This is a genomic window from Pseudomonas entomophila (genome assembly GCF_029193575.1).
In the GTDB taxonomy this organism is placed as follows: Bacteria; Pseudomonadota; Gammaproteobacteria; order Pseudomonadales; family Pseudomonadaceae; genus Aquipseudomonas; species Aquipseudomonas entomophila_G.
This window is the reverse complement of the sequence record NZ_JARGCS010000060.1, coordinates 1-14,740: the sequence shown is the minus strand read 5'-3', so window position 1 is coordinate 14,740 and position 14,740 is coordinate 1. Positions and strand designations below refer to the sequence as shown.

The following is a 14,740-nucleotide window of genomic DNA, read 5'->3' as shown; positions in this document are numbered from 1 at the left end:
TGGTTCATAATCCTCGCTTAATCACCCCGTGGTGCACTGCCCGAATCCCGAACCTGGAGACCCACCCCCATGCACGTACTGCTCTGCGAGGACGATGACCTGATCGCCAGTGGCATCTGCGCCGGCCTCACGGCCCAGGGCCTGACCGTGGACCGGGTGGCCAGCGCCTCGGCGGCCCACGCATTGCTCAAGGCCGCGCAGTTCGACGTGATGATCCTCGATCGCGGCCTGCCCGACGAGGATGGGCTGAAGCTGCTGCGCCGCCTGCGCCAGCAGGGTTCGGAACTGCCGGTGCTGGTGCTGACCGCGCGCGACGCGGTCACCGACCGGGTCGACGGCCTGCACGCCGGCGCCGACGACTACCTGCTCAAGCCCTTCGACCTGCGTGAGCTGTCGGCCCGCCTGCACACCTTGCTGCGCCGCGCCGCCGGGCGCGCGGTCAATGCCATCGAGCACGGCCCGCTGCGCTACGACCCGAGCAGTTGCGAGGCGACCCTGGCCGGGCGCCCGGTGGACCTGTCGCGGCGCGAGCAGGCGCTGCTCCAGGCCCTGTTGCAGAACCCTGGGCGGGTGCTCTCCAGCGAGCAGCTCAAGGATTGCGTGTACGGCTTCAGCGACGAGGTCGAGAGCAACGCCCTGAACGTGCACATCCACCACTTGCGGCGCAAGCTCGGCAACAGCATCGTCGAGACCGTGCGCGGGCTGGGCTACCGCCTGGGGCCGGCCCAGGCACCGGAGGAGGTTTCGCCATGAGCCTGCGCGTGCGCTTGTCGCTGATCCTCGGCAGCGCCTTCATCCTTATCTGGATACTCGCCGCGGCGTGGATGCTGCGCGACCTGCGCCAGCAGATGATGTTTTCCCTCGACCAGCGCCTGGTGGCGTCGGCGCGGATGGTCGCCGGGCTGGTCGACCAGTTGCCCCAGCCCTTGGGCGCCAAGGGCCGCGAGGCGCATTTCGCCGCCGACCAGTTCAGCGTGCCGGATGGCATGGCCTGCCAGGTCAGTTCGCTGCGTGGCGAGATCCTCGCCAGCAACCACAAGCACGACGGCAGCATGGACGACGAGCGCAGCGGCTTCCGCGACCAGATCATCGACGGCGCCTCATGGCGCACCTTCACCTACAGCCACGGTGACGTGCGCATCACCACCGCCGACCGCCACCAGGAGCGCGAGGCGCTCAACCAGTCGATCCTGCTGGCCGCCTCGGCGCCGGTGCTGATGGCCCTGCTCGGCAGCCTGGGGCTGCTGTGGATCGGCCTGGGCAAGGGCCTGGAGCCGCTCAACCGCATGCGTGACGCCCTGCGTCGGCGTCGCGCCGACAGCGTCGAGCCGTTGCAGGTGGCGGGCATGCCCAGCGAGTTGCAACCGCTGCTGGAAACCCAGAACCAGCTGTTCCTGCGCATTGCCCAGACCCTCGAGCGCGAGCGGCGCCTGACCGACGACGCTGCCCACGAGCTGCGCAGCCCATTGACCGCGATCAAGACCCACCTGCAGGTGGCGCGCATGACCGATGGCGCGGTGCGCGAGCAAGCGCTGGAGCATGCCGAGCAGGGCACCGACCGCATGCACCGGACGTTGGAGCAGTTGCTGATGCTGGCACGGGTCGAAGGCAGCCTGTCGTTCGACGACGGCGTGCAGTGCAGCGCCGAGCAGGTGGCCCAGCAGGCGGTGCAGGATGCCGGCGGTGGCGACAACCGGCGCATCGTCCTGCGCCTGCCGCCGGAGGCCACCCAGGTCTACCTGGGCATGCCCGGGCCGCTGGCGGTGGCGGCGCTGCGCAACCTGCTGGACAACGCCCTGCGCCATGGCGGCGACGCCGCGGTCGAGCTGGAGGTGCAGATGGCCGACGGCCAGGTGGGCTTCCTGGTGCGCGACCATGGGCCGGGGATCGCCGAGCAAGACCTGCAGCACCTGACCGAGCGTTTCTGGCGCACCAGCAAGAGCGGCGGCTGTGGCCTGGGGCTGGCGATCGTGCAGGCGATCGTGCAGCGCTGCGCCGGCAGCCTGCGCTTCGACAGCCGCAGCGACGGCCTGCGCGTATGGCTGCAAGTCCCGGTGCGCCACGCCGGCGCCTGACCCCAAGCCCATTAGGCACCGCCCGCTCCCTGCCGGAGCGGGCTTGCCCGGCGATGAGGCCACTACAAATCCGCGATCAACCGCTAAATCCTCGCCTCACTCAAGCGTTTTTCAAGCGATGACTCACCCGACACACATCCGGTTACAGGGACGTGGCGGGCATTCTTTCTTGCTTGCGAGGATCTTCCGATGTCTAACGCTTCCAGCCTTGCCCAGGCCTTCCCGGCGGTCGCGCCGGAGCCCCTGTACCACTTCGAGGACTCGGCCCTGCTGCTGCGCCAGCAGCAACAGGAATCCAACGCCCGCAGCTACCCACGGCGCATCCCGCTGGCGCTCAAGCGCGCTCGCGGCATCCATGTCGAGGACGTCGAAGGCCGTCAATTCATCGACTGCCTGGCCGGGGCCGGCACCCTGGCGCTGGGCCACAACCACCCGGTGGTGATCGAGGCGATCCAGCGCGTGCTGGCGGATGAGCTGCCGCTGCACACCCTCGACCTGACCACCCCGGTCAAGGACCAGTTCGTCCAGGACCTGTTCGGCGTGCTGCCCGAGGCGCTGCGCCGTGAAGCGAAGATCCAGTTCTGCGGCCCCACCGGCACCGACGCGGTGGAAGCCGCGCTGAAGCTGGCCCGCACCGCCACCGGGCGCAGCACCGTGCTGGCCTTTCAGGGCGCCTACCATGGCATGACCCAGGGCGCCCTGAGCCTGATGGGCAGCCTGGGACCGAAGAAGCCGCTGGGCGCGCTGCTCAACAGCGGCGTGCAGTTCATGCCGTACCCCTACGACTACCGCTGCCCGTTCGGCCTGGGCGGCGAGGCGGGCGTGCGCGCCAACCTGCATTACCTGGAAAACCTGCTGCTCGACCCGGAAGGCGGCGTGCAACTGCCGGCGGCGGTGATCCTCGAGGTGGTGCAGGGCGAGGGTGGGGTGATCCCGGCCGATATCGAGTGGCTGCGCGGTGTGCGACGGATCACCGAGAAGGCTGGCGTGGCGATGATCGTCGACGAGATCCAGAGCGGCTTCGCCCGTACCGGGCGGATGTTCGCCTTCGAGCACGCCGGCATCGTGCCGGACGCGGTCACCCTGTCCAAGGCCATTGGTGGCAGCCTGCCGCTGGCGGTGGTGGTGTACCGCGAGTGGCTGGACAAGTGGACCCCTGGCGCCCACGCCGGCACGTTCCGTGGCAACCAGATGGCCATGGCGGCAGGCTCGGCGGTGATCAACTACCTGGTCGAGCACGACATCGGCCAGCACGCCGAAGCCATGGGGCAGCGCCTGCGCGGGCATTTGCAGCGCCTGCAGCGGGACTTCCCGCAGTTGGGTGATATTCGTGGGCGTGGGTTGATGCTCGGGGTGGAGCTGATCGACCCCACGGGCAAGGTCGATGCGCTGGGGCACCCGCCGGCATCGCGTGAGCTGGCGCCGAAGGTGCAACGTGAATGCCTCAAGCGCGGGCTGATCCTGGAACTGGGTGGGCGCCACGGCGCGGTGGTGCGGTTCCTGCCGCCGTTGATCATCAGCGCCGAGCAGGTGGACGAGGTGGCGGATCGCTTCGCCCGGGCGGTTCAGGCGGCGGTGGCTGCGCTGTAAGGCGCGGTGGCCAAGCTCCACACACAGGTACCCCGCTGGTTTCAGTTGGAGTCAGCGGGGTACCTGTGTGGGGCTTGCCCCGCGGTTGGGGCGCACAGCGGCCCCCGTGCGGCTCATTCGAAACTACGCCCCGCACGCCAATACCCCATCAGCGTCAAACTTTCCCGCTCCAACCCCCTTTCCTTGATCAGGTAACGGCGAATCTCCATCACCGTCGCCGACTCCCCCGCGACCCAGGCATGAAACTCCGTCGCCTGGCTGCTGGCCAGCTCCCAGAGAATGCGCTGGTCGATATCCACCTCCTCAAGCTCCACCGCCCCGCGTGCGCGCAGGCTTGGCAGGGTGGCCAACTCACGCACGGCGTGCAGCATGCCCTGGCCGTGGCCCGAGCGCAGCAGGTCGCGCGGCAACCAATGCAGGCGGGTCGCCGGGCTGTGGCGCAGGGCCAGGCAGTCGGGCTCCAACGGCACCTCGATGAACGCCTCGACCGACAACTGTGGGCGCGTGTCGGCCAACTGCTCGAGAATCCCGGCGATCGCCGGCAGGGCGGTTTCGTCGCCTACCAGCAACACCTTGCGGGCATTCTGCGGGGGCTTCCATTCATAGCCGCCGGGGTCGCCGTCATAGGCCAGGTTCGGCGCGACCATCTGCAAGCGATCGCCGACCCGGGCGTGGGTCGCCCAGGTCGAAGCTGGGCCGTTGACCCCATGCAGCACGAAGTCCACGTCCACCTCGCGCTGTTCGCGGCGCAGGTGGCGAAGGGTGTAGGTGCGCATCGGCGGTGTCTGCGCCGGTGGCAGGTTGCGCCGCGCCTGTTGCCACTGCGCGTGCAGGGGCAGGCTCGGCGCCTGGCCGTCGGGGGAGGGGAAGAACAGCTTGATGCGCTGGTCTGGCGCCAGGGTGGTCATCTGCGCCACATCCTCGCCGGTGAAGACGAAGCGGCACAGCGACGGCCCCAGGCGCTCGATGGCCTTGAGCTGGACATCGAAGATCCGGTAGGCGTTGGCCTTGGCCGGGCGGATCAGGCGGGAGAGGAACGAGGTCATCGGCGGGCCTCCGCTGGCAGGGGAATTACCAGAAGGAACGAGCGCGGCCGGTGGTGAATTAGCCGGGGTACGGTAACGGTAAATTTCCAGCGTCAGGTTACGTCCTAGCTTGGATAGAGGCCGCCGCATGGCTGGAACGGATTAGAGGCGCAATGACCATTTCCCGACGAGGATTCATCGCAGGCCTGGCAGTGGCGGGCGCCGCAGGTACGGCCGCCTACTACGCGCACAAGGAACTGACCCATGATCCCGAGGACGACGTCGTGACGCCGGGCGAGGCCAGCGTTGAACTGGCCGATTACGCCGGCCAGGTGCTGGCCGACAACCTGCGCGGGGTCTGGGACATCCGTTTCGAAGGCCATGATGCCGGGCTCGAGGGCCTGCCGTTGGCGGGCGTCGAGGTGTTCTTCGACGTCGCCACCAAGGGCCGTGGCCTGCGCGGTTTCGTCGACACCGGCGAGCGCCTGCGTGGTGACGGGCCAGCGGCCTACCGGGTGCTTGGCGATCTGGTCGGCGCCACCTCCGCCGAGGTGCGCTGGCGTCTGTTGGGCAGCAACGGCGGCCCCGGCTACGAATGCGTGGCCAGCCTCGACGAGGTGTGGGGCACCTTCGCCAACGCGGGCAGCGGCACCCTGAGTGGCCGCTTCCAGCGCCTGGACCGGCCCTTGACCTTGGCCCTGGCCGATAGCCGCTTCGTCGCCGTCAAGCGGCTGTTCCCCGAAGCCCGCGACCGCCTGCCGTACACACCGCAGATGCACGAATGGGTGCTCAGCGCCGAACACCGCTTGTTCCACCAGCTCTGGCACGCCACGCGCGACCAATGGCACAAGATCCCCGAAGACAAGCGCAACGCCCTGCGCGGCCTGGGCTGGCAGCCCGGCCCGCGCGAGCGCGAGCGCGACGCCCGCGGCCCGCGCAAGCACCGCAACGGCTCGGGCATCGACTTCCTTTATATGCACCGGCATATGCTCGGCACCGCGCGCGGCTTCCAGCCACTGCCGTCGTGGCAGCATTTTCCATTGCCGCAGCCGAACGTGGAGTTCGACCGCGTGGGCTTTGCCCGCTACTACGACAACCACGACGGTTGCTGCGTGCCGCCCAGCTGGCAGGCGCCGGGTGACGACGCCTACGGCCAGTGGGTCTCGGCGATCAAGGCCGGCGAGACGTTCAGCAGCAATTTCCAGGTCTGGGAGTCGCAGTACCAGGACCCGTTGTACCTGTCGAAACTGAGCCTGGGCGCGTTCGGCTCGGAACTGGAGATGAACCTGCACGACTGGCTGCACATGTGCTGGGCCTCGGTGCCGCGTGACCCGTCCAACGGCATCCCGGTGCCGTTCGCCCGGCCACCGTCGGATTTCGCCGCGCGTTGGTTCGGCGCGCAGAACGATTTTCTCGGCGACCCATTCTCGTCCCATGTGCACCCGGTGTTCTGGGGGTTCCATGGCTGGATCGACGACCGCATCGAGGACTGGTACCGCGCCCATGAGCGGTATCACCCCGGCCAGGTGCGGCGCCTGGAGGTCAACGGTGTGCAGTGGTTCGCGCCGGGGCCGTGGGTGGAGGTCGACGACCCGTGGCTGGGGCCGGATACCCACGGCTGCAGCACGGTGCCGGGCACCCGGCCGGGCAAGTCGGTGGAAATGGACGTGGAGGTGATGAAGCTGGCGTTGCGCATCACCTTTGGCGATGAGGACGGTATTGGCGAGCTGCTCAATCGGGTGCCGCGACGGCCTTGGTATGCACGGAACCTTTCGTTGAAGAATATCGTGTCCTGAGGGTGTCGGGGCGGGCCCTATCGCGGGGCGAGCCCGCTCCTGCAGCAGGCCGCGCAATGCCTGCCCCGCGACAGGACCGGTGCTTACAACCGGGAAACCTGCCAGCCCCCTCCCAGCGCCTTGTACAACGCCACGCTCCCCTGCAACCGTGCCAAGCGCAGCTGAGCCTGCTGGTCCTGCGCCTGGTACAACGTGCGCTGGGTCTCCAGCACCGTCAGCAAGGTTTCGGCACCCGCCGCATAACGCTGCTCGGCCAGGTCGAAGGCGATGCGCGCCTGGCGCACTTCCTCATCCTGCCATTGACGCTGGCGGTCCACGCCGCTGATGGCGTTCAGCGCCTTCTCCACATCGGCAAACCCCGCCAGGATACTGCTGCGATAGTCCTCCAGCAGTTCGTGCTGGCGTGCCTGGGCCAGGTCGCGCCCCGCACGTCGCGCGCCGGCGTCGAAGATCGGCGCGGTGAGCCCGGCGGTCAGGGTGTAGAAGGGGCTATCGAGGATATTGGGGAAGGCGCGGGCGCCACTGCCCAGGTCGGCGCCCAGCACCACCCGCGGCAGCATCGCCGCCCGTGCCACCTGCACGTCGGCGCTGGCCGCGGCCAGACGCGCCTCGGCGGTGGCGATGTCCGGGCGGCGGCTGAGCAGGTCGCTGGGCACGCCGCTGCCGATCTGCGGCCAGTTCAGGCCGTCGATCGACTCCTGGGCGGTGCTCAGCGACTGCACCGGCTCGCCCAGTAACGTGGCGAGGGTGACGCGGTTGTCTTGCCACTGCTGCTCCAGCAGCGGTACCTGGCGCTCCTGGGCGGCCACCAGGCTGCGCTGCTGGGCCAGCTCCAGGCGGGTCGAGGAGCCCGCGTTGGTGCGGGTTTCGACCAGGGCGAGGATATCGCGGGCGTTGTTCAGGTTGAGGCGGGCGATGCGCAGCTGCTCTTCCAGGGCCAGGCCCTGCAGGTAGCTGTCGGCCACCGCGCTGGTGAGCGTGAGCTCGACCGTCTGGCGGTCGAAGCGGCTGGCGTCGAGGGTGTGCAGGGCGCTGTCGCGGCTGGCGCGCAGGCCGCCCCAGAAATCGAGCTCGTAGCTGGCGCTCAGGCGTGTGCCGAAGGCGGTGCTGGTGCGTTCGCTGCTGCTGGCGTCGAGCTGGCTGTTGCCGTCGCCGCGCAACAGGCGCTGGCGGCTGCCGTCCACGCCCAACCGCAACTCCGGCAGCAGCGGCGCACCGGCGATGATGGCGTTGGCCTGGGCCTGGCGCACACGGGCGGTGGCGGCGGCCAGGTCGTGGCTGTTGCTGCGCGCGCGTTCGACCAGGCGGTCCAGCTCGCGGCTGGCGAACCCCTGCCACCAGGCGCTGTCCGGCAGCGCCTGGTGGCGTTCGGCGGGGCCCTGCCAGGCGGGCGGCGAGACGATACCGGCCGCGGGCGTGGGCGCACCGTTGCAGGCGGCGAGGCTGATGCTCAGGGTCAGCAGGCTGATGCGTATTGGAAGGTTCATGGGCTACACGCTGGTAAGGGCTTTGACCGGGTCGAGGCGCGCGGCCTTGCGCGCCGGCATGAAGCCGAACACCACGCCAGTGATCACCGCGCAGGCGAAGGCGCCGAGGATGGCGGGCAGGGCGAAGGCTACGGCGATGCCGGCCAGCAGCAGGCCGCCGCCGATGGTCAGGGCCAGGATGATGCCGGTGACGCCGCCGACCATCGACAGCATCACCGCCTCGGTGAGGAACTGGCGCAGGATGTCGCGCTGGCGCGCACCGGTGGCCATGCGAATGCCGATCTCGCGGGTACGTTCGCGCACGGTCATGAGCATGATGTTCATCACGCCGATGCCGCCGACCAGCAGCGAGATGGCGGCAATCGCCCCGAGCATCAGCGACAGGCTGTTCTGGGTGCGCGCCTCGGCCTGGATCAGCGCCGCGTCGTTGGTCAGTTCGAAATCGTGCTTGCCCTGGTGGCGCTGGCGCATCAGGTGGTCGATGGCCGCCTCGGTCTCGGCCACGCGGCTGGAGTCGGCGGCGGCGATGATCACGTATTCGGGGTCGTGCTTGCCGTACAGGCGCGTGGAGGCGGCGGAGTAGGGCACCACGATGCGCTCGTCGGCATTCTCCGAGCCGGAGCTGGCGCCCTTGGCGGCGAGGATGCCGACCACCTGGAAGGGTACGTTTTCGATCAGCAGGTACTGGCCGATGGGGTTGCCGCCGGGCGGCAGGAGTTTCTCCCGGACTTTCTGGCCGATCACCGCCACGGCGGCGCCGGCGCGCTCGTCGGCCTCGGTGTAGAGGCTGCCCTCGACCACTGGCCAGTTGAGGATCCGCGGGAAATCGGTGTTGTTGCCACCGACGTAGAACTGCTGGTTGTTGTTGCCATGGCGCACCATCAGCTCGCCGCCGATCACCGGCATGATCAGCTTGACCTGGGGCAGCCCGGCGATGGCGGCGACATCGTCGAGGGTGACGATGCCGGCCGGTTCCCGCGCCGTGGCGTGCTTGCCGTTGAGGTAGAGGATGTTCGAGCCGAACGCGGCCATCTGCGCCATCACCTGGCGCTTGCTGCCTTCGCCCACGGCCAGCATCACCACCACTGAAGCCACGCCGATGACGATGCCCAGCAGGGTCAGGGCGGTGCGGAAGCGGTTGATCCACATCACGCGCCACGCCGCTTGCAAGGCTTCGACCAGCTCACCCTTCCAGGCACCGCGCAGGCTGGCGCCACGGTCCAGGCGCTGGCGCAGGTCGTCGGCCTGCACGCCGGGCGGTGGCTCGGCGGCGGGCGGGTTGGCGGCCGAGTCGCTGACCATCTGCCCGTCACGGATCTCGATGACCCGCCGCGCACGGGCCGCCACTTCGCGGTCGTGGGTGATGAGGATGATCACGTGGCCCTGGCTGGCCAGTTCGTCGAGCAGGGTCATCACCTCGGCGCCGCTATGGCTGTCGAGGGCGCCGGTGGGTTCGTCGGCAAGGATGATATGGCCGCCGTTCATCAGGGCGCGGGCGATCGACACCCGCTGCTGCTGGCCGCCGGAGAGCTGGTGCGGACGGTTGCCGGTGCGGCTGGCCAGGCCCAGGCGCTCGAGCAGGGCGGCGGCGCGGGCGTGGCGCTCGTTGGCGGGCGTGCCGGCGTAGATGGCCGGCATCTCGACGTTCTCCTGGGCCGAGCCCGAGGGGATCAGGTGATAGCCCTGGAACACGAAGCCGAACGCCTCGCGGCGCAGCCAGGCCAGCTCGTCGCTGTCCAGCTCGGCGACATCGCGGCCGGCGAAACGGTAGGTGCCGGAGGAAGGGCGGTCGAGGCAGCCGAGGATGTTCATCAGCGTCGACTTGCCCGAGCCCGAGGCGCCGACGATGGCGACGAACTCGCCGGGGCGGATGCTCAGGCTGATGCCACGCAGTACCTGGACTTCGGGCGAGTCGATACCGCCATAGACCTTGTGGATGTCTTCGAGCTGGATCAGCGGCGCGCTCATTCAGCCTCCCCGGGCGCTGGGCGCGCCGATGACCAGTTGCTCGCCTTCGCTCAGGCCATCGAGGATCTGCACCCGCAGGCGGTCGCTCAGGCCCGTGCGCACCTGGCGCTGTTCGATCTTGCCGTCGCGGGTCAGCACCTGGGCCAGGCGCAGGCCGCCGCTGGGCGCGTCATCCAGGGCGGCCAGCGGCGCGGTGAGCACCTGGCTGGCCTGGCCGGCGACGAAGAACACCTGGGTGGTCATCTCGGCCATCAGTGCGCCATCGGGGTTGTCGACGTCGAGCAGCACGGTGTACTGCACCACCTTGCTGGTGTTGCCGCCGCTGGTGCTGCTGCTCGGGCTGCCGCCGCCCTGGGTGGTCTGGTCCAAGGGCTTGGGCGGGATCGGCAGGATCTGCCGCACGGTGCTGGTCCAGCGCCGCTTGCCACCGGCCAGGGTGGTGAAGTAGGCGGTCATGCCAGGCTTGACCTGGCTGATGTCGGCCTCCGAGACCTGGGCCCAGACGGTCATCGGCGAGAGCTTGGCGATGCGCAGGATCAACGGCGTCTGCTGCTGGGCGTTGAGGGTCTGGCCTTCGCGGGCGTCCACCGCGACCACGGTGCCGCTCATCGGCGCATAGATGCGCGTGTAGCCGAGTTCGGCCTCGTCGCTGCGCAGGCTGGCCTGGGCCTGGAGGATCTGCGCCTGGTACATGTCGATGCGCGCTTGGGTGACTTTGAGCTGGGCCTGGGCTTCTTGCACGTCCTCTTCGCGGGTCGCGCCGCCCTTGGCCAGGTCGCGTTGGCGCTGCACCTGCTGTTGGGCCAACTGGTACTGGGCGCGTTGCTCGGCGAGCTGGGCCTTGAGGTTCTCGATCGAGTAGCGGCCGGCGTCGAGCCGGGCCTGCTGGGTCGAAGGGTCGATTTCCACCAGCAACTGGCCCTGGCGCACTTCGTCGCCCACTTCCACGTGCAGCTTGCGGATCTGCCCCGAGGCCTGGGCGCCGACATCGACGTAGCGCCGCGGTTGCAGGGTGCCCAGGGCGGTGACGCTGCTTTCGATGTCGGCGCGGGTGACCTGCACGGTGCTCACCGGTTGACTGCCCAGTGGCAGGGTCTTCCAGGCCAGCAGGCTGCCCAGGCCAAGCAGGCCCAGGCCACCGATGAGGAGGCGGCGGCGGGTGTTGGATGTGCGTCTCATGCGGACTTCCAGCCAGGGGTGAGGGGCGCGCGGTACCACGCTCGGCACGCACGGAGGTCACAGTTAGACGAAAGCTGGCGAGGGGGATTTAGCGGGGCCTGTCACCGGGCAGTGTTTCGATTGTAAGATGCCACGCTGACATCACTGGCCGCCGCCCCTTGGCTGGTCAGTGCACGCAGAGGCGACCACCGTGGTGGAACGACATTATCGTGAACTGGTGAATTTTCTGGTTTCGCGCCTGGGCAACCGCCAGGCGGCGGAGGACGTCGCCCACGATGCCTGCGTGCGTATGCTCGAACGTGGTGATGCGCCACCCATCGAGCGGCCTCGTGCGTTTCTTTATCGGGTGGCGCAGAACCTGTTGGTCGACCGCCACCGTCGATTACTGGTACGCAAGGCTGAACCCCTGGAGGCACTCGACGACGATGCCCAGCCCCATAGCCCCGCGCCGGCCGAGCTGATGCAGGCGCAAGAGCGCCTGGCGCTGATGCAGCGGGCCCTGGCGGAGTTGAGCGCGCCGTGCCGGGAAAGCTTCCTGTTGCGCAAGCTCGACGGCCTTTCGCACCCGCAGATTGCCGAGCGCCTGGGTATTTCCCGCAGCCTGGTGGAGAAGCACATCGTCACCGCGATGAAGCACTGCCGCCTGCGCATGCGCCAATGGGAGCAGTGAAAAGCCCGTGAAACAGGGGTGAAAATTCCCTGTGCTGGCCCCTTGATTTCTGCTTGTTTCAAGACAACTATCAAGAAAGACCCCAGCCAGGCGAAGCCCCGGCAATCGCCGCATTCTGGCGCAGTATGGTCAAGGAGCGTTTGCCAACCCCTTGCTGCCCAGGTGCGGATCATGCCGAACAAATCCTTGCGGATCCTCATCGCCGACGAGCACCCCCAGCAGCGCCTGCAGTTGGAGAAGATGCTCAATGGCCTGGGCTATTACCGCATCGCCCCCGTGGACAGCTTCGACGACCTGCAACGCCTGGTGCAGTGCGCCCTGCAACCGTTCCACCTGTTGCTGGGCAATATCGAGCTGGGTAGTCATGCCGGTGTCGATCTGGCGCGTTTCTGCCGGGTCAATGCGCAAATCCAGCACGCCTTGCTCTACCACTCCCAGCACCTGAAGGTGCCCAGCGTGCCGCAGACCGAGCGCCAGGCAGTGAGCATCAGCCTGCCGAAGGTGCCAGACAGCGAGGCGCTGGAGTCGTTCATGGCCATCATCGATGCGCCGCAACTGCTCGGCCAATTGGCGCTGCCGCCAGGGCTCGCGGGCGAAGCGAGCTACCCCAGGCGGCGGATGAACTTCGCCCAGACCGTGTTCAGCCGCTCCAACTGACGCGCAGCGGGCACCGTTCGGCGGGCATTTGCTATCCTCTCGCCCTTTGCCGATGTTCGGACCTGCCATGACAGCCATCGATACCCCTCGCGCGCCGCGCTTCAGCCGTGGCGATCACCGGACCCTGGGCCTGGCGGCGCTGGGTGGTGCGCTGGAGATCTACGATTTCATCATCTTCGTGTTCTTCGCCCTGACCCTCAGCCAGCTGTTCTTCCCGCCGCAGATGCCCGAATGGCTGCGCCTGCTGCAGAGCTTCGGGATTTTCGTCACCGGCTATCTGGCGCGCCCCCTGGGCGGGATCCTGATGGCGCACTTCGCCGACCATCTGGGGCGCAAGCGGGTATTCAGCCTGAGCATCCTGATGATGGCCTTGCCCTGCCTGCTGATCGGTCTGATGCCGACCTACGCCGACATCGGCTATGCCGCGCCACTGCTGCTGCTGGGTTTGCGCATTCTCCAGGGGGCGGCGGTCGGTGGCGAGGTGCCCAGCGCCTGGACCTTCGTCGCCGAGCACGCCCCCGCTGGCCGGCGCGGCTATGCCCTGGGCTTCCTGCAGGCGGGGCTGACCTTCGGCTACCTGCTCGGCGCGCTCACCGCGACCCTGCTGGCGCGGCTGTATACCCCACAGGAGATCCTCGACTATGCCTGGCGCTATCCGTTCTTGCTGGGTGGGGTGTTCGGGGTCATCGGCGTGTGGTTGCGCCGCTGGCTGAGCGAGACTCCGGTGTTCCTCGCCCTGCGTGCGCAGCAGGCGCCGCCGGTGGCCTTCCCGCTGCGCAGCGTGCTTGGCGAGCACCGCCGCACGCTGTTGCCGGCGGCGCTGTTGACCTGCGTGCTGACGTCGGCGGTGGTGGTGCTGGTGGTGATCACGCCGACGGTGATGCAGCAGCGCTTCGGCATCGATGCCGCGCACACCTTCGCCCTGAGCAGCGTGGGCATCGTGTTCCTGAACATCGGCTGCGTGTTGGCCGGGCTGCTGGTGGACCGCATTGGTGCCTGGCGCGCGCTGATGCTCTACAGCCTGCTGCTGCCGCTGGGGATCGGCGCGCTGTACGCGAGCCTGGTGGGGCAGTGGGGCTGGACCTGGGTCGCCTATGCGCTGGCCGGTTTGTCGTGTGGGGTGGTGGGGGTGGTGCCGTCGGTGATGGTCGGGCTGTTCCCGGCGCAGATCCGCGTATCGGGGATCTCCTTCACCTACAACATCGCCTACGCCCTGTGGGCGAGCATCACGCCATTGGCGCTGATTGCGCTGATGCCTTGGAGCCCGTGGGTGTGCGTGGGGTTCTGCGCGATCATGGGGGTGGTGGGGGTGATGACGGCGATGGTGTATGCCGAGTCTGCGCCGTTGTGTGTCGAGGAGCGGGCCGTTGGGTGTTGAGGGCGAGGCAAAGGGGCTGCGCAACGCCTGTAGGAGCGGGCTTGCCCCGCGATGAGGCCATCCCGGACCCACGAAAAAGCCCCCAGACCTCACGGCCTGGGGGCTTTTTCATACCGCGGCGCAATCACATGTTGGGGTAGTTCGGCCCACCCGCGCCTTCAGGGGTGACCCAGGTGATGTTCTGGGCCGGGTCCTTGATGTCGCAGGTCTTGCAGTGCACGCAGTTCTGCGCGTTGATCTGGAAACGCTTGGCGCCGTCTTCCTGGGTGACCACTTCATATACGCCCGCCGGGCAGTAGCGCTGGGCCGGCTCGTCGTACAGCGGCAGGTTGCTGGCGATCGGCACGTTCGGGTCGCTCAGCTTCAGGTGGCAGGGTTGCTCCTCTTCATGGTTGGTGCTGGAGAGGAATACCGAGCTGAGCTTGTCGAAGCTGAGCTTGCCGTCCGGTTTCGGGTAGTCGATCTTTTTCGCCTCGGCGGCCAGCTTCAGGCAGGCGTGGTCCGGCTTGGTGTCGTGCAGGGTGAACGGCAGCTTGCCGCCGAACCCGTTCTGGTCGACGTAGTTGAAGGCCGCGCCGAAGATCGGCCCGAACTTGTGCATGGCCGGGCCGAAGTTGCGGCTGGCGTACAACTCGTCATACAGCCAGCTGGCCTTGAACGCGTCGACGTAGCGGTTCAGCGCATCGCCGCCCTCGCTGCCGGCGAGCAGCGCCTCGGCCACCGCGTCGGCGGCGAGCATGCCGGATTTCATCGCCGTGTGACTGCCCTTGATCTTGGCGAAGTTCAGGGTGCCCAGGTCGCAGCCGATCAGCGCGCCGCCGTTGAACACCATCTTCGGCAGCGAGTTCAGGCCGCCCTTGCAGATGGCGCGGGCGCCGTAGCTGATGCGCTTGCCGCCTTCGAGGTACTGGCTGA

The 14,740-nt window shown here is 68.3% G+C and carries 12 protein-coding genes; 7 read left to right on the top strand and 5 right to left on the bottom strand.

The genetic code is table 11. The features are described 5' to 3' along the window. Window positions 1–69 precede the first annotated feature (69 nt). The 3 genes from P0Y43_RS26640 to P0Y43_RS26630 all read left to right on the top strand — a co-directional run bounded on the left by P0Y43_RS26640 (window position 70) and on the right by P0Y43_RS26630 (window position 3,665). Window positions 70–753 carry a response regulator gene (locus P0Y43_RS26640; protein ID WP_275640250.1) on the top strand — a complete coding sequence of 228 codons (684 nt, stop codon included), beginning with the start codon at window positions 70–72 and terminating at the stop codon, window positions 751–753. Continuing rightward, a complete protein-coding gene (locus P0Y43_RS26635) occupies window positions 750–2,075 on the top strand; it encodes an ATP-binding protein (RefSeq protein WP_275640249.1) in 1,326 nt (441 codons plus the stop codon). Before P0Y43_RS26640 ends, P0Y43_RS26635 begins: the two co-directional genes overlap by 4 nt. Before the next feature lie 189 nt (window positions 2,076–2,264). Further along, on the top strand, window positions 2,265–3,665 hold the full coding sequence (locus tag P0Y43_RS26630; protein WP_275640248.1) for an aspartate aminotransferase family protein: 1,401 nt from the start codon (window positions 2,265–2,267) through the stop codon (window positions 3,663–3,665). 113 nt (window positions 3,666–3,778) lie between these two features. Here P0Y43_RS26630 and P0Y43_RS26625 read toward each other — a convergent pair whose 3' ends face one another. Further along, on the bottom strand, window positions 3,779–4,711 hold the full coding sequence (locus P0Y43_RS26625; RefSeq protein WP_275640247.1) for a siderophore-interacting protein: 933 nt from the start codon (window positions 4,709–4,711) through the stop codon (window positions 3,779–3,781). Window positions 4,712–4,863: 152 nt separating this feature from the next. Here P0Y43_RS26625 and P0Y43_RS26620 point away from each other — a divergent pair, with 152 nt between their 5' ends. Further along, the gene (locus P0Y43_RS26620) at window positions 4,864–6,486 is read left to right on the top strand and encodes a twin-arginine translocation signal domain-containing protein (RefSeq protein ID WP_275640246.1); all 1,623 of its coding nucleotides are present in this window, start codon (window positions 4,864–4,866) and stop codon (window positions 6,484–6,486) included. A gap of 83 nt (window positions 6,487–6,569) precedes the next feature. Here the strand turns inward: P0Y43_RS26620 and P0Y43_RS26615 are convergent, their stop codons facing one another. From P0Y43_RS26615 to P0Y43_RS26605, 3 genes are read right to left on the bottom strand one after another with little or no spacing between them, the layout of a single operon-like run. Continuing rightward, on the bottom strand, window positions 6,570–7,973 hold the full coding sequence (locus tag P0Y43_RS26615) for an efflux transporter outer membrane subunit (protein ID WP_275640245.1): 1,404 nt from the start codon (window positions 7,971–7,973) through the stop codon (window positions 6,570–6,572). Between the two features lie 3 nt (window positions 7,974–7,976). Then, entirely contained in the window at window positions 7,977–9,941 is a 1,965-nt protein-coding gene (locus P0Y43_RS26610) for a MacB family efflux pump subunit (protein ID WP_275640244.1), read from the bottom strand. Beyond that, complete coding sequence (locus P0Y43_RS26605) at window positions 9,942–11,120, bottom strand: efflux RND transporter periplasmic adaptor subunit (protein WP_275640243.1); 1,179 nt, start codon at window positions 11,118–11,120, stop codon at window positions 9,942–9,944. Between the two features lie 193 nt (window positions 11,121–11,313). Here P0Y43_RS26605 and P0Y43_RS26600 point away from each other — a divergent pair, with 193 nt between their 5' ends. The 3 genes from P0Y43_RS26600 (at window position 11,314) to P0Y43_RS26590 (ending at window position 13,825) form a co-directional block, all read left to right on the top strand. After that, a complete protein-coding gene (locus P0Y43_RS26600; protein ID WP_275640242.1) occupies window positions 11,314–11,790 on the top strand; it encodes a sigma-70 family RNA polymerase sigma factor in 477 nt (158 codons plus the stop codon). A 171-nt stretch (window positions 11,791–11,961) separates the two neighbouring features. Further along, complete coding sequence (locus tag P0Y43_RS26595) at window positions 11,962–12,447, top strand: histidine kinase (RefSeq protein ID WP_275640241.1); 486 nt, start codon at window positions 11,962–11,964, stop codon at window positions 12,445–12,447. 67 nt (window positions 12,448–12,514) lie between these two features. Beyond that, a complete protein-coding gene (locus tag P0Y43_RS26590) occupies window positions 12,515–13,825 on the top strand; it encodes an MFS transporter (RefSeq protein ID WP_275640240.1) in 1,311 nt (436 codons plus the stop codon). A 124-nt stretch (window positions 13,826–13,949) separates the two neighbouring features. On the opposite strand, the gene P0Y43_RS26585 is transcribed toward P0Y43_RS26590, so the two are convergent. Continuing rightward, a partial coding sequence (locus P0Y43_RS26585; RefSeq protein WP_275640239.1) for an electron transfer flavoprotein-ubiquinone oxidoreductase occupies window positions 13,950–14,740 on the bottom strand: 791 nt, incomplete at its 5' end.

Coding starts and splice junctions, on each gene's coding strand:
- P0Y43_RS26630 (WP_275640248.1), top strand. CDS start 2,265: ATGTCTAACGCTTCCAGCCTTGCCCAGGCCTTCCCGGCGGTCGCGCCG.
- P0Y43_RS26605 (WP_275640243.1), bottom strand. CDS start 11,120: ATGAGACGCACATCCAACACCCGCCGCCGCCTCCTCATCGGTGGCCTG.
- P0Y43_RS26590 (WP_275640240.1), top strand. CDS start 12,515: ATGACAGCCATCGATACCCCTCGCGCGCCGCGCTTCAGCCGTGGCGAT.
- P0Y43_RS26610 (WP_275640244.1), bottom strand. CDS start 9,941: ATGAGCGCGCCGCTGATCCAGCTCGAAGACATCCACAAGGTCTATGGC.
- P0Y43_RS26615 (WP_275640245.1), bottom strand. CDS start 7,973: ATGAACCTTCCAATACGCATCAGCCTGCTGACCCTGAGCATCAGCCTC.
- P0Y43_RS26595 (WP_275640241.1), top strand. CDS start 11,962: ATGCCGAACAAATCCTTGCGGATCCTCATCGCCGACGAGCACCCCCAG.
- P0Y43_RS26640 (WP_275640250.1), top strand. CDS start 70: ATGCACGTACTGCTCTGCGAGGACGATGACCTGATCGCCAGTGGCATC.
- P0Y43_RS26635 (WP_275640249.1), top strand. CDS start 750: ATGAGCCTGCGCGTGCGCTTGTCGCTGATCCTCGGCAGCGCCTTCATC.
- P0Y43_RS26620 (WP_275640246.1), top strand. CDS start 4,864: ATGACCATTTCCCGACGAGGATTCATCGCAGGCCTGGCAGTGGCGGGC.
- P0Y43_RS26625 (WP_275640247.1), bottom strand. CDS start 4,711: ATGACCTCGTTCCTCTCCCGCCTGATCCGCCCGGCCAAGGCCAACGCC.